This window comes from Geobacter sp. 60473, from assembly GCF_036323535.1.
Taxonomy (GTDB): Bacteria; Desulfobacterota; Desulfuromonadia; order Geobacterales; family Geobacteraceae; genus Geobacter; species Geobacter sulfurreducens.
This window is the reverse complement of the sequence record NZ_AP028967.1, coordinates 2,880,993-2,900,717: the sequence shown is the minus strand read 5'-3', so window position 1 is coordinate 2,900,717 and position 19,725 is coordinate 2,880,993. Positions and strand designations below refer to the sequence as shown.

Sequence of the window (19,725 nt, the reverse complement as noted above, 5' to 3'; positions counted from 1 at the left end):
TGGCCCTGGGTTCAATTCTGGGAAATTTTGCTCGCCTTGATCGTTATGCTGCTCCCATCCATGACAATGGATGAAGAACCGGCCTTAAGCGTGATTTTGGGCGCCTCGATGACATATTCGTCAGCTTTGGCGTAATATTTGGCGCTGATGGTTTCCGTGTAGTTGCCGTTTGTATTGGTGGTTCTGTCACCTTTTACGTTCTCACTCATGTTGTTGCCGACGAACACCGCTTTTGCCAGTCCGACTTCTTCCGTCTTGGCGCCGGCAACCGTCTCGTTCATGACGCCGCCTACCGCAACTTGGTAGAGGCCGCCAATGGCAAGCTCCTTTGCGCCGCCGATTGTTTCGAGTGAATTTATGCCGACAGTCTCATTCTTGAAACCGCCTACGCTCAGAGTCATGTTGGCGCCGATGCTTTCGTTGTGGTTTGCCCCTACCTGGATGGACTTGTTGACACCGACACTCTCGCTCTGATCCACCCCCACCGTTTTCGAGCGGTTGTTGCCGACGGTCAGGCTCTCGTCCCGCCCGACAGTCTGCCCCTTGTCGTTCTTAACCAGAATGTTCCAGTCCTTCTCGCTCTGCAGGTAGATCTCCTCGCTTCCCTTCTTGTCCTCGAAGCGGAGTTCATGGAAATTGTGAATGCCGCCGTTTGGGTAGCTGCGGGTGCGGATGCCGCTCTGGGTTTTGCTGGCGGGCAACGCGTACGGTGGCTGATTTTCGGAGTTGTACGCACTGCCGATTACCATGGGACGGTCGGGGTCTCCCTCAAGGAACGTGACAAGCACCTCGTCTCCGACACGGGGTAGAAACTGGGTTCCCCATCCGCCGCCTCCCCAGGGCTGACCGACCCTGACCCAGCATGAGGTCCTGCCGTCCTTCCGGCCGCGCCGGTCCCAGGGAAACTGCACTTTCACCCGCAGGTAGCCGTCGGGGTCGGCGTGGATTTCTTCGCCGGGCGCGCCGGTAACGACGGCAGTCTGGAGTCCGACGATGGCGGGCCTGTCTGCGGCAATCTGGGGGCGGACCGTTACGGCGGCCGGCACGGCGATAAATTCGTTGTCGTAGCGAAAGCCGCCATCTCCGGCATGCTCGCCAAGCACCTGGGGCTGAGCGCCATGATGGATGACTGCCACCGGCAGATACTTCCCGGCATAATCGTGGCCGGAAAGTTCCCACTCGTGTCCCGGCATCATGCGGGGGCACGAACTCTGCCCTTCTGCGGTCTCGCCGAGCACCAGCAAACGCTCCAGACGGACGTTGGCCAGATAGGTGCCTCGTTCCTCATTGAAGTAATTACCGGGGAAGTCGTAGACCTCCCGCTGAGCGGACGCCTTTCCCTGCCGCTGGGTGGTCAAGTCGAGGTTCGTGTGCTTGTAGCAATAATCGCGCTGTGACACCTTGCCGGGACGAACGCGGCGCGAGTAGATGAAGTCGAAGACGCTCTCCTTTCCGGGCACCATGCCGTCATTGGTGTTGAAGGGGATCTGGCGCTTGCCGGGCATGTAGAGATAGCCTGAGTTGGTGTCGGAAAAGACGATGACGTGCTTGTCTTCGTAGTGCTCGAAAAAGTAGAAGATTCCCTCCTCTTCGAGAAGTCGCGAGACAAAGTTCAGGTCCGTTTCCCGGTACTGGACGCAGAATTTTCGCAGGCGGTCCTCCCTGGAGAGTGCGAAGCGGTAGCGGTCACTGGTGATATTGCTCTCTTCGAGGATTTCGGCGACTATGTCCTGAACGTTCTTGAACTGGAAAACACGGCAATCCTGCTCCAGCGAAAGGAACCACAGGGCCGGCACAATGTGGGCGTGGTAGAGGTCATAGTCGCCGTCCGTCCCGAGAGAGGTGAATTCCCGGACAACACCGTGGAAATAGCGCGTTCCGCCCTCATGGTCTATGGAAAGCACGGCTTCCTTGTCGATCACCTCGTTGAGATCCACATTGTCCTTTGTTGCCAGGGTGAGGTGGATGTCATAGGGATGGGATATACGCTCGTCGACGGTGAATCCCGCTACCGACAGTAAGTGCCTGGTGGCGGGAATCTCGAACTGAAAGCTTGATGTTGAGCCCTGAGAAAGGAGGCTTATCGCTGTCTCTTCGATAGACATGGCATTTCCCTCGCAAAAATTGTCCGTATCGGAATTAGTCGTGCTGCCTGGTCCACCCGAGGATCGTGTCGAGTGACCACGATTGCTTGGGTTGCTCGCCTATTCGAGACTTTCTGGCTGCGGTTGGCCGGGTGACGTGGTTGGTATGGCTGGGACCAGAGGCTTTTCGTGTCGGAAGGATGAGCTTCTGGCCTACGCAAATTCGATTGATGTCAGTAATCGAGGGGTTGGCTGCAACGATTTCGGCAATTGATATGCTATTGATGCGAGCGATTCGGCTGAGAGTGTCGCCCGGCTTTATGAGGTAATAATCGTCAGTTGCCGGCGTTTGAACTCTTTTTTCAGTAGTCGCTTTTCTCGTGTAAACTTCGGGCTCGCCGTCCGAACCTTTAAGCACTTCCTCGAACTTATTTATTAGCGGCAGAACTCGCTCTCTGGAGATTTTGGCTCCTTCACTGTTCTTACTTCTCGCTCCAGGTCCATCGTGATGGTATTGGTATATTTTCTCTTCGATATCAGAACCAGAAGCGCCACGTTTAGTTGCTAAATATTTATTGTCAATATAATGTCTCACGAGTGCATCAGCATTGGTGTCAATGTCGAATCGAGTAGAATCATTGATGCCATAAAATTTCCCAGTTTGTTCAACAAACTGTCCTAGTCCGGAAGCCGTTGTTGTGCCTGCTGCTGCGTCTGGATTGAACCCAGATTCTATGTATGCAATAGCTAGAACGTGAGCTATTTCTCTCGTGCTTAACCCGTGCTTCCTGCCCGAAAATATTATGGCGTCAATCGCCATTTTTTGGATTGAATTTGATGCATGACCAACTCTTCTAGAAAGACCTGCAGGACGATCTATTGAGTTGTCAATAGGATGTAAGTAGTAGGAAACTTTGCCTCTGTAGCCAATCGGTTTCTGCATGTTTGGGAGAGGCAGGGGAGTCCTGTAGGCAGGTCCCTTTTGAGCATAAAGAAGTTCATAATCAGTATCTTTCATAAGCGTATCCTAAAACATGCTCCGTGCAGCCTACTGCTTGGTAAGTGGAATATCTTTTTTGTCTCCAAACGTTTGCACCTTAAGCTTTTGAGTCGTTCTGTCAAATTTCAGCTTATTTTTCTTTCCCTTTGTGGAAACTACAACCCTTCCGCTCATGTCGTAAATCTCATCCCATTCGCAGGATTTACAATTGCCACCATTTGTGAAATTCAACAAAAGTAGTTCGTTTTCTTCTTTGTCCTTGGCGCATTGCCACGATACGGCCAAACCGTCCAACAATTTTCCACCTTTGTGTCCAGTCAACGCTTCATCATTGTATGAAATAGATGACGTCATGACAGTAATTGATTTGTTGGTAGTTATGTTAGTTATACTTATTTTTTGTTCGATGCACATGGGAAAGTTAGTGCCAATATCCAAGCAATTAGAAATGATTACAGCTTTGTTGCTGCCGCAATCAATACTTCCCTTCGTTCTATATGTTGCTGTCTGTGCCAGTACAATCCCATTAGCACCAAAGGTAGCAAATAAGAGTGACAACATAAAGCGCATAACAATCTGCTTGGCCTCGTGCCTCAACATCATTGCTGTCACATAGATGAAGTAGAAGACGCTCTCCTTTCCGGGCACCATGCCGTTATTGGTGTTGAAGGGGATCTGGCGCTTGCCGGGCATGTAGAGATAGCCTGAGTTGGTGTCGGAAAAGACGATGACGTGCTTGTCTTCGTAGTGCTCGAAAAAGTAGAAGATTCCCTCCTCTTCGAGAAGTCGCGAGACAAAATTCAGGTCCGTTTTCCGGTACTGGACGCAGAATTTTCGCAGGCGGTCCTCCCTGGAGAGTGCGAAGCGGTAGCGGTCACTGGTGATATTGCTCTCTTCGAGGATTTCGGCGACTACGTCCTGAACGTTCTTGAACTGGAAAACACGGCAATCCTGCTCCAGCGAAAGGAACCACAGGGCCGGCACAATGTGGGCGTGGTAGAGGTCATAGTCGCCGTCCGTCCCGAGAGAGGTGAATTCCCGGACAACACCGTGGAAATAGCGCGTTCCGCCCTCATGATCTACGGAAAGCACGGCTTCCTTGTCGATTACCTCGTCGAGCGCTACATTGTATTGGGTTGCCAGGGTGAGGTGGATGTCATAGGGATGGGATATACGCTCGTCGACGGTGAATCCCGCTACCGACAGTAAGTGCCTTGTGGCGGGAATCTCGAACTGAAAACTTGATGTTGAGCCCTGAGAAAGGAGGCTTGCCGCGGCCTTTTGGATTGTCATGGCGTTTTCCTCGTGAAACTTACGAATTGCTCAGAGAGGCGGTGGCGATGACCCCCTCAGTTCCATTTCTTGCGGAATCCTCCGACAAATGTTTCTCCCCACCACGGTTGCCGAGGTGTTGAGCCAACTTGAGAATGTGATGCAGGCGCATAGGGTGTCTTGCCGTAACTGTGACTGGCAGTTTTGTCCGAAGGGATTACCACCTTCTGTCCGACAGCTATCCGGTTCCTGTCGGTTATTGAGGGATTAACCGTAAGTATTTCGGCCACTGAGAGGTTATGCATGCGGGAAATTCTAGACAGGGTATCTCCAGGCCTTACAACATGATGTTGAGCGTTGCCCCCGTTTCCAACATGCTTTTTCGCCAAGTTAGTCTTTGATCGGGATTGACCAACTGTGGTCATGACTCGGTGATTCTCTGCGTTGTCGGTTGCTCCGCATGCATCCTTCAGAATGCTCTCAATATCATAGCCACCAAACGTTGACACATAGTGTTCAATGGACGTGCCGTTTCCATCTTTCGGAATGTTGCGGCCTGCAGATTTGAGATAACTTTTCAGCCCTCCGACCCCCTTCAGATGGGCTCCTCCGATCATTCCCGATTTCGTGATAACGATCCCGTTGACCGTTGTGCCCTCGTACAAATCCAGATGCAACGCTTTGATTTGTTTCCAGAGGTTGGCCACGTGGTGCCGGATTGCGTCTTCCTGGGCTTCAGGGGCAGAGAGAAAATCCACCTTGCTCTTAACGCCCTTCCGTCCCGTCCAGTGACCGATCCAATCGTTGTTAACGTATTTGCCTTCTGCATTTTTCCTGGCGCCCGTTCCATCGTGGAGATAATATCCCGCATCGATCAGGGCATACTCCCCTACTTGGTACTTACCCAAATAGCCACTGTAGTTTTCGATGCCATATCTCCTGCTCGACTCTTTTTGTGCCAAAGCAGTCAAAAAATCCTCAAACGTCTTACTCACGGCATACGCCCTCAATAGAAATTATTACTGTTCGGTATCAAGTTGTTGAATGAATCATGGAAGTTTATGTGAGAAGTCGTATTTGTAATCATGCCAACTCCATACTGACTTGTCTTCCACAATCAGATCAACAAAATCGGATGTTGAAAAGGTGGATAGACTGACATTTTCCTGAATTATCAACTGAAGTATGTTACGCCATGTTCGGCCTTCTTGCCTAAAAATCACGAACCAGCACCCTTCAGTGCCGCAAAAATAAGGATACTGTCGCACATATGCCAGAATCTCACGTGTACCGTCGTGATTAAGGTCGGCCAGTGCAATATCGATCTGAACAGGTTCTTTCGAGAGGGTTTTTGCTTCCCGGATCTCTTTCTTCAACAGTGTCTTTACGATTTTTCTCTCTCGCTCGTGCTTTGTGGCAGAAAAAGTCACCTGCTGGTCAGCGTGGGCCGAGACAGCCCCGAGCAGTAGCATATAGATAGCTACACACACGCCACAGAATCTCATTTGCTACCTCGTAATTGCTTTGCCATCTTCGGGTAATGCACACGCCATGTTGCAATGTTGAGATTATCTGAAAATGCACCCTCCCCGTCGCCGGGGAGGGCATTCCATCAGAAAATAACTACTTGGGCACGCTCCAGGAATCCTCGGCCTCGATACCGTTGGGCTCCCAGGTCCACTTGATCTTCTTGTAGGAGAATGCCACCTCTTCCATATGGCCGTAGGGCTCGTTCGCGGGAAGGAGCGTCATGGGCATGTAGGGTTTCATCTCGACCACGATGGCATCCTCAAGGGTGGTGGTGAAATAGTGCTCTTCCAGCCCTTGTTTGTTGATCCGGTACCACTTGATCTGCACGTTTTTCATGTGCTCTCCGGTGCAGAGGGCCTGATAGAGTTTCGGCGAACTCTTGTCGAACATCTTGACGATCGACAGGGGGCCATGGACGCGCTTGCCGGTGGGCAGGCCGTCATGGGGATTGCGCGGCATGTGGATGTCGTGCTTCATTTCGTAAAGCTGGATAGTGTTTTCTCGCCCCTGCAGTTCGCAGGAACCGTCGATCTTCCCCTGTTTTTCTCCAGTCAGGGTCATGTGGGCGGGCATTGCCATCTGCTGCTACCTCCTTGTGATGTGAAATTGCGGTCCCTGATGGTCCGCATTGCAGGCACAGGCTCCGATTCTGTCGCGTCCCTACTCTTTATCCAGTTTCCCCACCAGTGACAGCGTGAAGTATGCCCCCATGTACTTGAAGTGAGGGGTGACCTTGAGGCCCACCCGGTACCAGCCCGGTTCGCCCGGGACGTCCTCAACGGTCACTTCGGCCTGGCGCAGGGGGCGGCGGCTGCGAACGCCGGGCATGGGGTTGTCCATCTCTGAGACGTACTGACGAATCCACAGATTGAGCTCATTCTCCAGATCGCCCCGTTCCTTCCACGTGCCGATGTGCTCCCGCTGGATCACCTTCAGATAGTGGGCGAGGCGACTAACGATGAACATATAGGGGAGCTGGAGCCCCAGCTTGTAGTTGAGCTCGGCCTCTTTCCCCTCCTTGGAGCTGCCGAAGAATTTCGGCTTCTGGACCGAGTTCGCGGAGAAGAAGGCGGCATTGTCACTGCCTTTTCGCATGGTAAGGGCAATGAACCCTCCTTCGGCCAGCTCGAATTCGCGGCGCTCGCTGATGAGCACTTCGGTGGGGATCTTGGTCTGGATGGCTCCCATTGCCTGGTATTGGTGGAGCGGCAGGTCATGCACCGTTCCGCCACCCTGGGGGCCGATGATGTTGGCGCACCAGCGGAAGTTGGCAAAGCTCTCGGTAAGCCGGGTGGCGAAGGCGAAGGCTGCGTTGCCCCAGCAGTAGCGATCGTGGCCGTCGGAGACCTGTTCTTCGTAGTTGAAACACTTGGCCGGCCTGGTTGCCTCGCCGTAGGGGAGCCGCAGGAGGAAGCGGGGCAGGGCCAGTCCCACGTAGCGGGCATCTTCGCTCTCGCGGAACGCTTGCCACTTGGCGTACTGGGGGCCTTCGAGGATCGACGTGATGTCTTTCAGGTTCGGCAGGGCCGTGAAGTCATCGCAGCCGAAGAACTGGGGTGATGCGGCGGCCATGAAGGGGGCGTGGGCCATCCCGGCTACGGCAGCCAGGCTCTGGAGGAGCTTTATGTCCTGGGCCCCCGGACCGAAGTCGTAGTTGCCGATGATCGCTCCGAACGGCTTGCCGCCGAACTGACCGTACTCGGCGGAGTAAACGGTCTTGTAGAGGCCCGATTTGGCCACCTCGGGTGCGTCCTCGAAGTCGTCAAGCAGTTCCTCCTTGGTGGCGTTCAGGAGCTCGATCCGGTTGTTTTCCCTGAAGTCGGTCCGATCCACCAGGAAGTGGAGCGACCGCCAGCATGATTCCAGTTCCTGGAACTGGGGATGGTGAAGGATCTCGTCCATCTGGAGGGAGAGCTTACGGTCGATTTCGGCGATCATGTCATCAAGCACTGCTTTGGATACCTTCGGGGCTTCGGTTCCCGGCTCCAGAAGCTGGGCCATGAGGGCCGCGACCCCTTTTCTGGTGATAGAGTAAGCTTCGTCGGCCGGTTGAAGTTTAGTGACCCGGACGATATCCTCCAGGAGCGACGTGTCGGACGCACTCTGCTCCTGGAGGGGAGCCGTTCCGTTCATCTCTGTGCTCATTCTCTCCTCCTTATCCTTCGATCCCTATTTCGGCCATCAGCTTGGCGCGGGCGATGTCGTCAACGACCAGTTCCTGGATTTTCCTCCGGAAATCCGGGATGTTGGAGAGTGGGGCCTTCAGCGCCCGCAGTGCCTCGCGCAGCTCCAACAGGCGTTTCATCTCCGGCACCTGCTCCACGATGGCCTCCGGGCCAAAATCCCTCAGAGATTCTATCCTCAGCTTTACCGGCAGCTCCTCGTCGGGGGCATCGTAAAGCCGGTTGGAGACGGCGATGTTCAGCATGATTCCCTGGGCCTTCATTACCTCGTTGAAGTTTTCTTTGTCCACGGGCACCGGGTCCCGCTTCTCCACGGGCCGCTCGTCCGGTTGCCCGGTAAAGTCCCCTAACACCAGGATTTTAAGGGGAAGCTCCACTTCCTCGCGCCCTTCGCCATCGGCGGGACGGTAGACGATGTTCACCCGTTCCTTCGGTGCTACGGATGCTTCATTCGACATGTAGTTCTCCTTTTGTGTGTGATGGGAACGTGCCGTCCGTGGCGTGTATCCCGTTGAATTCAGCTTTACCCTTCTGTCAACCGTACTGGTTCAGCCTGCTTTCAATCCTCGGCCGGCCCCCCCACCTGTTCCTCGATCCGCTTGATCGCCAGGTTCCAGACGGTTGTGAAGACAATTTTCTTCGCTGTATCCGTTCCATAGATTCCCTGATGGTCGATGGAAAAGAAATCGGCATGCGAATTCCGGCCGATCCGTGCCGTGGGAACCTTGAGGGCCTTGCCAGACGAATCGGGAACGGTGCCGTCGCCGGTGCCGGAGAAGGGTTTCAGGGCGACCACCGCTGTTGCTCCTGCGGAGGTTTCCCGTATTTCGTCGTTACTGTCCACATAGGCCCGGAATGCCCCCTTGTTCCTGAACTGGTGGGGCGTAGAATGCACGTGGGGTTCGCGGGTATAAACGATCCGGTCCGGTGAGTCGAGGGTGGTGGAGTAGAACTGGATCGTGTCGTCGTGGACCCGGGAGCCGAGGTTGTCGTGGAATTCTTCGGCTTGGCCAAGGTAGCCCAAGTATTTCTCCCATGGCCCAGTCGCAGGGTTAAGTTCCGAATGGTTTTGTTGTCCCGGATCGAGCCAGTCCGGGTTCACCATCCGCCAGGGTACGTTGTCTCGGACGCGGTAGATATCCTCATAGGGGTTGCTCCGGGGAAGGCTCAGGGTCCGGCCGTCGGCCCCTGGATAGGCGAGCCACTGCCGGCTGCCGCTATTGTCACGGTACTCCTTGTTCGGCAGCAGTTGCAGCCCCCCCGGCATGTTCCCCAAGAGCGCCGTCACCTCCTCACCGTCGGTACCGAGGATCCAGGCCGAGGCATACCCCATGGCCAGCCGCTCGAACATCTTCACGGGATTGAGAAACCAGTCCCAGATGCTCTTGCGGGGTCCGCCGGCAGGGCGCTCAAACCCGGCCTTCATCCGCCAGTAGGCGGCGGGTGAGCCGGTGGCCGGCTGCACGCCGTGGACGACCCCGAGCACTTTTTCTGCGGCACCGTGGAACACGCAGGCGGACCGGGCCACGAGCCCTCCCATGGAGTGGGTCACGAGGATCACCCGAGTGCAGAGGCGTTCCAGGGGGCGCCCCGCTTCGTCCTTCAATCCTTTGGCATAGTGGTCGATGGTGGCACCGATATACTCCTTCAGCTTCCTGCCGGCCTCCAGATTTGAGGCGGTCCAGTTGTAGCCGAAGGCGTGGACCGGGAACTCGAAACAGTGTCCCACCGGCTCCTCCCATTGGTGATCGTGAAGTGCCCGCAGGATCGGTCCGTAACTCCCCCACATGACCCCGCCCCAACCCCGCTTGTCGGCTCTCGGGTAACGTCGTAGAAAACTTTTGTCGAGCTTCGGGTTGTCGGTGTCGACCTCCAGGTAGTCGGGATCGAACCCCGGGCCGACGAGGAGGGCCTTCTTTTTCTTTGCGGAAACGTCGAATCTGCCGTAATTCAAAAACATGAAGCCAGAAGAGTCGGGGTCCCATGCTCTCGTCCCTTGCTTCTTGCCCTTGGCGAACTTCAGCCGGCTTCCCATGATGCCGGGGATGAAGATGATCGGGATCACCTCCCGCTCGATGACGATCCGGTTCTGCACCTCGGTCCTGAGACCCCGTATGGTGTCGAACAACTCCCACCACTTGATGTCGATCTGGTTGATTTCCGAGGAAATGCTCACCCGTCGTTCTCCCCGTTATCTGCCGGTTCCGTACATCGGTTTCAGCGAGTTAAGCACGGCGTCCCAGACCTGGAGCTTTTGCTCCAGTTTGCCATCAGCGCTGTCCATGGTAATGCGTATCTCCGGATACTCTCCGGAATCCTTTCTTCCCCGGTATTCCCATGCGAAGTTCAAGACGGTTTTGTTGCCATCGTTCATTCTGAGAACTTCTTCTTCTCCGTCGAGGCCGGCAACAGTCTTTTTCCTGGAGCGGATTTTGTCGATATTCAAACCGGTTGCGAATCCTGTCGCCATTGCGGCCATGGTCTTTTTGATGAGACCGGCTTCTTCTACCTTGTGCGTCTCCGTTGTCTCGATGTCGATCTCCAACCCCAGCGGGTGCCCCTCGAACCGGGCGGCGGCCGTTTCCTGCTCCAGGTAGGGGAGATTGATGGCACCACGTTCGGTATAGAACCAGTTGCCAGGGGGGAGTTTGAGATCGCCGAACCGACGAGGCTGGTAGGATCTAGAAATGTTGACAAGATTTTTCTCCATGGCTTCTTTGCTGATACCGTGGATCTTCATCCAGACGCCAGACATCCCGGCATCAAAAAGAACGTCGAAATGGATTTCCTTGGCGATCATGTAGTCCCCGTAATAAAACACCCCCCGTGCCCACGCCCCAACACCGGGAAAGTCGCGGGTCTCGATGATCACCCGCTCCTTTCCTTTGGGTGGCGTGAGTTTGCCGATCTCTGCCAGGCGCCTCTTCCATGCCTCGTCGCGGGCCTGTGCGCGGGGAACGCTGCCGGGCCAGGCAAACTCCTCGATCTCCGCGTAGCGGAGCCTCTGCCACTGGTGAACCAGCTTCATCTCCGCCGGCACATCAATGGCGAATCTTCCGATGGGGTAGGTGGTCATCCGTGGTACTCCTTTGCCAGTCGAGGGTGGCGTGCTTTTTTTCTGCGTCCCTTCGCTGCTCGTGCAGGCAAGCAGGGTGACGATCGGCGTGATGAGCAGGAAGAGGAGCGCCCTGCGCAGGGTGGCGGATATGGTCATGTGGTGGTCTCCTCGCGGGGGAGTTTCTTCCGTTCGCGCGTAACTTCATGCCTCATGCCCCGGCTGTCCCCGCTTTTTCCTCGCTCCGCTTGATCGCCAGGTTCCAGACGGTTGTGAAGACAATTTTCTTCGCTGTATCCGTTCCATAGATTCCCTGATGGTCGATGGAAAAGAAATCGGCATGCGAATCCCGACCGATCCGTGCCGTGGGAACCTTGAGGGCCTTGCCAGACGAATCGGGGACGGTGCCGTCGCCGGTGCCGGAGAAGGGCTCCAGGACGACCACCGCTGTTGCTCCTGTGAAGGTGTCCCGCATTTTGTCGTTACTGTCCACATAGGCCGGTTCTGCGCCTCGGTCCTGAGACCCCGTATGGTGTCGAACAACTCCCGCCACTTGAGGTCGATCTGGTTAATCTCGGAGGAAATGCTCACCCGTCGTTCTCCCCGTTATCTGCCGGTTCCGTACATCGGTTTCAGCGAATTAAGCACGGCGTCCCAAATCTGCAACTTCTCTTCAATGCGGCCGTCAGCGGATTCCATTTCGATGAGGATTTTGGGGTGTTCTCCCGAATCCTTTTCTCCGGCATACCGCCACATGAAACTCAGTTCTTTTCTTCCCTCTTCGTCAGCTCGTAGGATCGTCTCCTCGCCCGGCATGGCGGCAACCATTCTCTTGCCGGTACGGATTTTTTTGATCTCGACATTGCCGGCAAATCTGGTTGCCAGTAACGCCCCTAGTCTTCCCAATAGTCCATGACCTTCCGGCTCGATTTTGTGGGTTTCGACGGTTTTAATGGCTAATTTCACTTCCAGCGGGTGCCCCTCGAACCGGGCGGCGGCCGTTTCCTGCTCCAGGTAGGGGAGATTGATGACTCCATGTTCGGTATAGAACCAGTTGCCAGGGGGGAGTTTGAGATCGCCGAAGCGACGAGCTTGATAAGATTTCGCAATCTCGGTCAGATCGTGAAGCATATCCTGCTCGTATTGAACGAGCCCCTTTAATTCCAGCCATGCAGCAGTTTGACCCACATCCATAAGAATCAGCCAATTCCCGTCCTTTGGACTCATTCTGTTGCCGTAGAAGAGGATTCCCCGCGCCCACGCCCCAACACCGGGAAAGTCGCGAGTCTCGATGATCACCCGCTCCTTTCCTTTGGGTGGCGTGAGTTTGCCGATCTCTGTCAGGCGCTTCTTCCATGCCTCGTCGCGGGCCCGTTCGCGGGGAACGCTGCCGGACCAGGCAAACTCCTCGATCTCCGCGTAGCGGAGCCTCTGCCACTGGTGAACCAGCTTCATCTCCGCCGGCACATCAATGGCGAATCTTCCGATGGGGTAGGTGGTCATCCGTGGTACTCCTTTGCCAGTCGAGGGTGGCGTGCTTTTTTTCTGCGTCCCTTCGCTGCTCGTGCAGGCAAGCAGGGTGACGATCGGCGTGATGAGCAGGAAGAGGAGCGCCCTGCGCAGGGTGGCGGATATGGTCATGTGGTGGTCTCCTCGCGGGGGAGTTTCTTCCGTTCGCGCGTAACTTCATGCCTCATGCCCCGGCTGTCCCCGCTTTTTCCTCGCTCCGCTTGATCGCCAGGTTCCAGACGGTTGTGAAGACAATTTTCTTCGCTGTATCCGTTCCATAGATTCCCTGATGGTCGATGGAAAAGAAATCGGCATGCGAATCCCGACCGATCCGTGCCGTGGGAACCTTGAGGGCCTTGCCAGACGAATCGGGAACGGTGCCGTCGCCGGTGCCGGAGAAGGGTTCCAGGGCGACCACCGCTGTTGCTCCTGCGGAGGTTTCCCGTATTTCGTCGTTACTGTCCACATAGGCCCGGAATGCCCCCTTGTTCCTGAACTGGTGGGGCGTAGAATGCACGTGGGGTTCGCGGGTATAAACGATCCGGTCCGGTGAGTCGAGGGTGGTGGAGTAGAACTGGATCGTGTCGTCGTGGACCCGGGAGCCGAGGTTGTCGTGGAATTCTTCGGCTTGAGAGAGATAGCGTTGATAGAATGTCCACGGACTTCTTTTTCCTGGTCTAATTGAATCTGTTTTTTCACCCGGATCAAGCCAGTCCGGGTTCACCATCCGCCAGGGTACGTTGTCTCGGACGCGGTAGATATCCTCGTAGGGGTCGCTCAGGGGAAGGCTCAGGGTCCGGCCGTCGGCCCCTGGGTAGGCGAGCCACTGCCGGCTGCCGCTATTGTCCCGGTACTCCTTGTTCGGCAGCAGTTGCAGCCCCCCCGGCATGTTCCCCAAGAGCGCCGTCACCTCCTCACCGTCGGTACCGAGGATCCAGGCCGAGGCATACCCCATGGCCAGCCGCTCGAACATCTTCACGGGATTGAGAAACCAGTCCCAGATGCTCTTGCGGGGTCCGCCGGCAGGGCGCTCGAACCCGGCTTTCATCCGCCAGTAGGCGGCAGGGGAGCCGGTGGCCGGCTGCACGCCGTGGATGACCCCGAGCACTTTTTCTGCGGCACCGTGGAGCACGCAGGCGGACCGGGCCACGAGCCCTCCCATGGAGTGGGTCACGAGGATCACCCGGGTGCAGAGGCGTTCCAGGGGGCGCCCCGCTTCGTCCTTCAATCCTTTGGCATAGTGGTCGATGGTGGCACCGATATACTCCTTCAGCCTCCTGCCGGCCTCCAGATTTGAGGCGGTCCAGTTGTAGCCGAAGGCGTGGACCGGGAACTCGAAACAGTGTCCCACCGGCTCCTCCCATTGGTGATCGTGAAGTGCCCGCAGGATCGGTCCGTAACTCCCCCACATGACCCCGCCCCAACCCCGCTTGTCGGCTCTCGGGTAACGTCGTAGAAAACTTTTGTCGAGCTTCGGGTTGTCGGTGTCGACCTCCAGGTAGTCGGGATCGAACCCCGGGCCGACGAGGAGGGCTTTTTTTTCTGCGGCATCAACGGTGAATTTGCCATACCGGTCAAGCATGAACAATGAATCGTCGGGGTCCCATGCTCTCTTTCCTCTTTTCTTGGCAAGCTTCAGTCGGCTTCCCATAATGCCGGGGACGAAGATGATCGGGATCACCTCCCGCTCGATGACAATCCGGTTCTGCGCCTCGGTCCTGAGACCCCGTATGGTGTCGAACAACTCCCACCACTTGATGTCGATCTGGTTGATCTCGGAGGAAATGCTCACCCGTCGTTCTCCCCGTTATCTGCCGGTTCCATACATCGGTTTCAGAGAGTTAAGCACTGCGTCCCAAATTTGCAGTTTTTCTTCAAGATGACCATCCGCGCATTCCATCGTTATGAGGATTTTCGGATGCTCACCCGAGTCCTTCCTACCGGCAAAGCGCCAGGCAAAGCTCAATACGGACCTCGTGCCATCGTCCATGCGGTCTACCTCTTCGTCGCCTTTAAGACCTGTGACGACCCGCGTTCTCGACCGTATCCTCTTGATGTCGATCCCTGTCGCATATCCAGTGACGATTACCGCGGTTGTTCTGCCGATCAGTCCATGATTTTCCGCCTCCTCCTTGTGGATTTCCGTTGTCTCGATGTCGATCTCCAACCCCAGCGGGTGCCCCTCGAACCGGGCGGCGGCCGTTTCCTGCTCCAGGTAGGGGAGATTGATGACTCCATGTTCGGTATAGAACCAGTTGCCAGGGGGGAGTTTGAGATCGCCGAAGCGACGAGCTTGATAAGATTTCGCAATCTCGGTCAGATCGTGAAGCATATCCTGCTCGTATTGAACGAGCCCCTTTAATTCCAGCCATGCAGCAGTTTGACCCACATCCATAAGAATCAGCCAATTCCCGTCCTTTGAACTCATTCTGTTGCCGTAGAAGAGGATTCCCCGCGCCCACGCCCCAACACCGGGAAACTCGCGGGTCTCGATGATCACTCGCTCCTTTCCTTTGGGTGGAGTGAGTTTGCCGATCTCTGTCAGGCGCTTCTTCCATGCCTCGTCGCGGGCCTGTGCGCGGGGAACGCTGCCGGACCAGGCAAACTCCTCGATCTCCGCGTAGCGGAGCCTCTGCCACTGGTGAACCAGCTTCATCTCCGCCGGCACATCAATGGCGAATCTTCCGATGGGGTAGGTGGTCATCCGTGGTACTCCTTTGCCAGTCGAGGGTGGCGTGCTTTTTTTCTGCGTCCCTTCGCTGCTCGTGCAGGCAAGCAGGGTGACGATGGGCGTGATGAGCAGGAAGAGGAGCGCCCTGCGCAGGGTGGCGGATATGGTCATGTGGTGGTCTCCTCGCGGGGGAGTTTCTTCCGTTCGCGCTCGAAGTCGGCGAACCTCAGGTCGTGGGTCCCCGGCGCGCCGGCGAGGTGGACGTCGTCGCAGTAGCCGTCGGGGTCGTCCCCCGGATCGGTCGTTCCCTCCATGGCGTGCCGGGCGGTGAATGAGGGGAATTCGACCCTGCCGCTTTTCAAGTCCGGATGCCTGAAGGAGAAGGTGAACGGTATCCGGTGCCCCTGGTGATCGTCGGCCGCCACGGCTATATTCTCCTGCATCAGAGGCGCCGGCGGGGTGTTCCCCGTGCCGGAGAGGTTGCTGACCATGGGGTCGAGACGGCGGCAGACCGGGCGTCCTTCGAAGAAGACGTTGTTCGAGAAGTTGACGAACTTCGCCTTGCCGCCGGTGACCCCGGAGGCGACGCCGCCGAGGGAGCCCGGCTCATCTCCGCTGCTGCGGCTGAAGACCGAATCCTTCAGCATGACCGGGTGGCCGTCCACGGCCACGGTACTGCTGCCGTTTGCCACATCGACCGACCGGGCGACGTTGGTGTAGGGAATCGGCACCACGGTGTTTCCCACCGGCGTCTTGCAGACGTCGGTGGTGGTGACTACGCCGCCGCTTTCCTTGTGGACGACGGTCTGGCCGTTGACGACAAGCGTTGCTCCCATCAGGTTACTCTTTCGTTCGTTTTCGCCTGCCGCTCCCGCCGCCACCGGTTAAGGGCATGGCGATCGGTGAAGTCTCCCCGCTCGAGACAAAGTACCCGCGTCTCTCCTCCGTCATCGGAGGAACAGAGGGCGACCTGCTCCCCGTTGGCGAGGTCCTTGGCAAGAGCTGCGACGGCGACGACGGTCTGCACCACGCCGAGGGCCGCGCCGCATTCCCCGACGGAGAAGGCGGGGAGCCACAGTTGCCGCTCCCGGTGTGAGGGGCCGAAAACCCGTTCTTCGGCCACGGCCCATCCCAGCGCACGCTGCCGTTCGCCGTTCAGGTCGGCGACAACCAGCACGATCTCTTTACCGGGGCAAGGAAGTCCGTCGAAGGCTTGTATGAATGCTTCGGTGAGCCCCCGTGCCTGCGCGGGATGACCTCCGGCGTGGGGAGCGGGATCAATGCCGTGGCCCCATGATGAGACGAACGCGTAGATGGGAGCGCCCCGCTTCCGTGCCGACTCTTCCCGCTCCAGGAGGATGGCTCCGGCCGCCTCGCCGGGGATGATCCCCTCGGGGTTCGGACCGCTCAGAAGTCTGCCGGCCGCCAGGAGTTCTTCGAGCACCGGCAGGAAGCAGAGGGAGTCGACGGCGGCGACGAGCGCCCGCGGACATCTCCCCTCTCCGAGGGCCTCCACCGCCTCGGCTACCCGGTCTAGAAAGAGGCACCGTCCGGAGCCTCCCTTTCGGCCAACAGGCAGATACTCCCCCGGGGAGAGGAGGGGAAGAATGTCCGCCGGACAGGGAATTGCCCCGACTTCTTCCGAAGGGATCCCATTGATGATCCATGCCGGCACCGCGTCGCCGGAGGAGGGTGAAAGGCCGCTGGCGGCCTCCCGGAGCGCCGGTGCCAGGAGCGCCAGACTTCGCTCGCTTCCGGTCAGGCCGAACCGCACGCCTTCCCCCGAAACCCGGCTGATCGTCGCACCACGCAGGGCGGTGCCGTCGGGGGCGTCGGCCACCAGAACCGTTTCGTGCCAGGCGAAGTGGCTGCGGTTGCGGATCACGGCTGACACGGAGCGCCAGGACGTAAATCCCATGGGGGTCACGAGGCCGAAACCGGTCACGGCGATCCGCTCGCCGGCTCCGGGTTTTGGGGCTCCCGTTGCGGAGCCTTCACCGCCAGCAACTGCTTCGCGACGCCGTTCCATCGATATCTACCCCTTCGCCAGTCGCACCATCTCCGCCGGATCGAGGCGGGCGATGCGGTGGAGCGTTTCTGTGGCCTTTTCCTTGAAGCGGGGTTCGGTCTGGGCGTCGAAGCCGAGCCAGGCGAGCTTGAGCCCCTGGAGCGCCAGGGCGGGGTCGTACTCTTCGAGGCCAAAGGTTCCGATGTCGGCGATCACCTGCTCCAGATGGGGAAGGGCCAAGCCGGTCCGGTTGGCGTTCACCAGAAGTTCGGCGAGGGCGAGACGCCAGATGAGTTTTTCCTGGCGGGAGGCGCCAGTGCCGAGGCGCTTCTGGAGCCGTTCCACTGCATCGATCAGTTTCCCTCCCCGGACGAGGATCTGGGCCTCGGCCATCTCTCGATCGATCTCGGCGGTGAGAGAGGCTGTTTCGTCGCTTTCCGTCCCGCCCTTCATGGTGATTGAGCCATGGGAGGCGATTCCCGCAAGCCATTGGCGGGTCGCCGGATCGGCGAATGGGGTGCCGTCGGCGAAGGCGAGGCCGTCGAGGCCGGGGAGGCGTTGGAGCAGGGCGGCGGTCTCGTGGCAGACGGCTTCCCGGGCCGCGGCGAAGCGTTCGCCGAGACGGGCGAGGGCCTCGGCGGAGAACCGGTTCAGATCGAGCCAGAAAATGAACTGGGGGAGCCGTCCTTCGGCTGCCTTGAGGAGTGCCTCGCTGTCGCCGTGGTTCGCCAGTTCCTGGAGAAAGGTCAGCACCGGCCGTTCTGGCGCCGGAATACGGGTACGGCTGCCGGTGGCTGGCGGTAGTTCGGTCACCGCTCCCCATGCCGCGAGGCGGGAAAGCCGGTAGGGTGCCGGGCTGGCCGGCTCCTGCTGCCGAAGCGCGCCGGCCGCTTCGCCCACGTGGCGCAGCCCCGCCTCCAGGGCCTGTGCGGGGTAGCCGGCTGAAAACGCGGGGCAGTGCGTCTCCACCGGCGGGACGGTGCTGCTCCGGACGGAGAGGGGAGGCAGGTCGCGCTCCGGTGTCTCAACGGGCGGCATCGGTGCGGCAGGAGAGGAGACGATTTCCTCCGGTGCGTTCTCCGGCGCTGCGGCCGTCACCAGTTCTCGCAGGGGGGCGAGGGATGGGGCATTCTCCAGGTGTTCGCCGAGGAAACGGTCGATGGCCGCAAGGTTCTCCCTGATGATGACATGCTGCTCCAGAGGGAGGGTGAACTCCTCCAGTTGCCGCAGAGCCACGTCGGTCCGATCGCGCCACCATTCCACGCTCCGCTGGCGTCCTCGCATCCGGGCCGGGAAAAGGTCGGCCCAGAACCGTTCCAGGAGGTCGCGCCAGACAGTGAGCCCCAGAGCGAGGCCGTCACCCCCGCGGGTCTGGACGAGTCCCACTGCCAGGTAGCTCGCCACAAGGAGGTCTTTGGACCGGGTGGCGAGGATGTCGGCTGCCATGCGTACCACATGCTCCCAGTCGACGGTGCCGGCAGCGGCTGGGGAAGCGAGCCTGTCAATCTCCGCCTGAAGTGCGTCGAAGAGGGGGTCATAGCGAATGTCCTCGCCGGCCGGCCGTTCGGGGCACACCGGTTCTTTCCCGATAGATGCAATGTCCAAGGCGTGCTCCGTTCCGATGCTGGCATGCCATCCTCCTGCGTCCGGCACGGACCAGAGGTGGGAAAAATCCCCCGGAGCCAGGGCCCGCCGGAAAGAGGCGAGAAAGGAGTGCTCCAGGTTGCCGCCCATGAAAAGGGCGTGGGGGACTCCTTTGACGGTCCTCTTGGTCAGGAGGTGCCAAAGGCTTACCAGGGTGATTTTGTCATGCACCGGACCCCGGTCGAGTCTGACGGAGAACTCTTCCCGGCCGGCATGTCCGGCGACCAGTTGTTCGAGACGGGGGATGTCCAGGAAGGAAGCATAGGGGTCAAAGGGAGAGCCGAGCCGGTTCAGGCCGCGGCGCCGTTCCGCCATGCCGTCCCAATCCGGTCCGGGGGGCCGCACCCTTCGGAGTCTTTCTCCCATGTGCTTCAGATCATCAAAGGTGTGCGTCGCCAGATATTCGATCTGGCACCATGACGGTTCACAAGCAAAAGGGAGCAGATCCCACTGCTCTTCCCATCCCTCAAGGGGGCCGCTCCCCATGATGAGCAGCGGATAGGGGCGGCCGAGGCTGTCACTGGAAAGCCGGACCACTCCAATGACAAGGGAATCCCGGCCGAATCCGCGGGACCAGAAGCGCCAGGAGCAGAACGGCAATGCCGTTTCGCGCCGGTTGATGAGATGCCGGTACCCGCTCTCCACCCACGCGACCAATCCTTCGACAAAGGGAGAATCCTCACCGAGCCGAAAGTAGTCGGCTGCGGCAGGATGCTTGCCGAAGGCGGCCCAGCGCCAGCACGGATCAACGGAGGGCATCAGTTCCGCT

17 protein-coding genes are annotated in these 19,725 nt (G+C 58.2%); all 17 read right to left on the bottom strand.

Annotated features, from left to right (window positions below):
• Nucleotides 1-11: 11 nt before the first annotated feature.
• Complete coding sequence (gene tssI / locus AABA48_RS13195) at nt 12-2,105, bottom strand: type VI secretion system tip protein TssI/VgrG (RefSeq protein WP_286350831.1); 2,094 nt, start codon at nt 2,103-2,105, stop codon at nt 12-14.
• A gap of 34 nt (nt 2,106-2,139) precedes the next feature.
• Nucleotides 2,140-3,102, bottom strand: coding sequence for a LysM peptidoglycan-binding domain-containing protein (locus AABA48_RS13190; RefSeq protein WP_286350830.1), 963 nt, complete (start codon nt 3,100-3,102; stop codon nt 2,140-2,142).
• Between the two features lie 30 nt (nt 3,103-3,132).
• Nucleotides 3,133-4,377 (bottom strand): type VI secretion system tip protein TssI/VgrG, encoded by a 1,245-nt coding sequence (tssI, locus tag AABA48_RS13185; protein WP_338270646.1) that lies wholly within the window; start codon nt 4,375-4,377, stop codon nt 3,133-3,135.
• A 56-nt stretch (nt 4,378-4,433) separates the two neighbouring features.
• The gene (locus AABA48_RS13180) at nt 4,434-5,351 is read right to left on the bottom strand and encodes a LysM peptidoglycan-binding domain-containing protein (protein WP_338270645.1); all 918 of its coding nucleotides are present in this window, start codon (nt 5,349-5,351) and stop codon (nt 4,434-4,436) included.
• 54 nt (nt 5,352-5,405) lie between these two features.
• Nucleotides 5,406-5,861: a hypothetical protein gene (locus tag AABA48_RS13175; protein ID WP_286350827.1), complete on the bottom strand. Its 456-nt coding sequence runs from the start codon at nt 5,859-5,861 to the stop codon at nt 5,406-5,408.
• A 118-nt stretch (nt 5,862-5,979) separates the two neighbouring features.
• Nucleotides 5,980-6,465 carry an Hcp family type VI secretion system effector gene (locus AABA48_RS13170; RefSeq protein ID WP_010943794.1) on the bottom strand — a complete coding sequence of 162 codons (486 nt, stop codon included), beginning with the start codon at nt 6,463-6,465 and terminating at the stop codon, nt 5,980-5,982.
• A gap of 81 nt (nt 6,466-6,546) precedes the next feature.
• Complete coding sequence (gene tssC, locus AABA48_RS13165; protein WP_286350826.1) at nt 6,547-8,031, bottom strand: type VI secretion system contractile sheath large subunit; 1,485 nt, start codon at nt 8,029-8,031, stop codon at nt 6,547-6,549.
• A gap of 10 nt (nt 8,032-8,041) precedes the next feature.
• Nucleotides 8,042-8,527: a type VI secretion system contractile sheath small subunit gene (gene tssB / locus AABA48_RS13160; RefSeq protein ID WP_066358080.1), complete on the bottom strand. Its 486-nt coding sequence runs from the start codon at nt 8,525-8,527 to the stop codon at nt 8,042-8,044.
• A gap of 101 nt (nt 8,528-8,628) precedes the next feature.
• On the bottom strand, nt 8,629-10,245 hold the full coding sequence (locus tag AABA48_RS13155) for an esterase/lipase family protein (protein ID WP_338270641.1): 1,617 nt from the start codon (nt 10,243-10,245) through the stop codon (nt 8,629-8,631).
• A gap of 15 nt (nt 10,246-10,260) precedes the next feature.
• Complete coding sequence (locus AABA48_RS13150; protein WP_338270639.1) at nt 10,261-11,283, bottom strand: T6SS immunity protein Tli4 family protein; 1,023 nt, start codon at nt 11,281-11,283, stop codon at nt 10,261-10,263.
• Between the two features lie 52 nt (nt 11,284-11,335).
• Nucleotides 11,336-11,569, bottom strand: a complete 234-nt coding sequence (locus tag AABA48_RS13145; RefSeq protein WP_338270637.1) for a hypothetical protein — start codon at nt 11,567-11,569, stop codon at nt 11,336-11,338.
• 161 nt (nt 11,570-11,730) lie between these two features.
• Nucleotides 11,731-12,627: a T6SS immunity protein Tli4 family protein gene (locus AABA48_RS13140; protein WP_338270635.1), complete on the bottom strand. Its 897-nt coding sequence runs from the start codon at nt 12,625-12,627 to the stop codon at nt 11,731-11,733.
• Between the two features lie 190 nt (nt 12,628-12,817).
• The gene (locus AABA48_RS13135; RefSeq protein ID WP_338270633.1) at nt 12,818-14,425 is read right to left on the bottom strand and encodes an esterase/lipase family protein; all 1,608 of its coding nucleotides are present in this window, start codon (nt 14,423-14,425) and stop codon (nt 12,818-12,820) included.
• 15 nt (nt 14,426-14,440) lie between these two features.
• Nucleotides 14,441-15,475, bottom strand: a complete 1,035-nt coding sequence (locus tag AABA48_RS13130) for a T6SS immunity protein Tli4 family protein (protein WP_286350823.1) — start codon at nt 15,473-15,475, stop codon at nt 14,441-14,443.
• Nucleotides 15,472-16,140 carry a DUF4150 domain-containing protein gene (locus AABA48_RS13125; protein WP_010943789.1) on the bottom strand — a complete coding sequence of 223 codons (669 nt, stop codon included), beginning with the start codon at nt 16,138-16,140 and terminating at the stop codon, nt 15,472-15,474. Before AABA48_RS13125 ends, AABA48_RS13130 begins: the two co-directional genes overlap by 4 nt.
• On the bottom strand, nt 16,140-17,333 hold the full coding sequence (locus AABA48_RS13120; RefSeq protein WP_286350822.1) for a 3-oxoacyl-ACP synthase: 1,194 nt from the start codon (nt 17,331-17,333) through the stop codon (nt 16,140-16,142). The genes AABA48_RS13125 and AABA48_RS13120 overlap by 1 nt, the downstream gene beginning before the upstream one ends.
• 6 nt (nt 17,334-17,339) lie before the next feature.
• The gene (tssA, locus tag AABA48_RS13115; RefSeq protein WP_286350821.1) at nt 17,340-19,715 is read right to left on the bottom strand and encodes a type VI secretion system protein TssA; all 2,376 of its coding nucleotides are present in this window, start codon (nt 19,713-19,715) and stop codon (nt 17,340-17,342) included.
• Nucleotides 19,716-19,725 lie beyond the last annotated feature (10 nt).

Excerpts from the sequence above, each read along its gene's own strand:
- tssI (WP_286350831.1), bottom strand. The coding sequence starts at position 2,105 with ATGTCTATCGAAGAGACAGCGATAAGCCTCCTTTCTCAGGGCTCAACA.
- AABA48_RS13190 (WP_286350830.1), bottom strand. The coding sequence starts at position 3,102 with ATGAAAGATACTGATTATGAACTTCTTTATGCTCAAAAGGGACCTGCC.
- tssI (WP_338270646.1), bottom strand. The coding sequence starts at position 4,377 with ATGACAATCCAAAAGGCCGCGGCAAGCCTCCTTTCTCAGGGCTCAACA.
- AABA48_RS13175 (WP_286350827.1), bottom strand. The coding sequence starts at position 5,861 with ATGAGATTCTGTGGCGTGTGTGTAGCTATCTATATGCTACTGCTCGGG.
- AABA48_RS13170 (WP_010943794.1), bottom strand. The coding sequence starts at position 6,465 with ATGGCAATGCCCGCCCACATGACCCTGACTGGAGAAAAACAGGGGAAG.
- tssC (WP_286350826.1), bottom strand. The coding sequence starts at position 8,031 with ATGAGCACAGAGATGAACGGAACGGCTCCCCTCCAGGAGCAGAGTGCG.
- tssB (WP_066358080.1), bottom strand. The coding sequence starts at position 8,527 with ATGTCGAATGAAGCATCCGTAGCACCGAAGGAACGGGTGAACATCGTC.
- AABA48_RS13150 (WP_338270639.1), bottom strand. The coding sequence starts at position 11,283 with ATGACCATATCCGCCACCCTGCGCAGGGCGCTCCTCTTCCTGCTCATC.
- AABA48_RS13140 (WP_338270635.1), bottom strand. The coding sequence starts at position 12,627 with ATGACCACCTACCCCATCGGAAGATTCGCCATTGATGTGCCGGCGGAG.
- AABA48_RS13130 (WP_286350823.1), bottom strand. The coding sequence starts at position 15,475 with ATGACCATATCCGCCACCCTGCGCAGGGCGCTCCTCTTCCTGCTCATC.
- AABA48_RS13125 (WP_010943789.1), bottom strand. The coding sequence starts at position 16,140 with ATGGGAGCAACGCTTGTCGTCAACGGCCAGACCGTCGTCCACAAGGAA.
- AABA48_RS13120 (WP_286350822.1), bottom strand. The coding sequence starts at position 17,333 with ATGGAACGGCGTCGCGAAGCAGTTGCTGGCGGTGAAGGCTCCGCAACG.
- tssA (WP_286350821.1), bottom strand. The coding sequence starts at position 19,715 with ATGCCCTCCGTTGATCCGTGCTGGCGCTGGGCCGCCTTCGGCAAGCAT.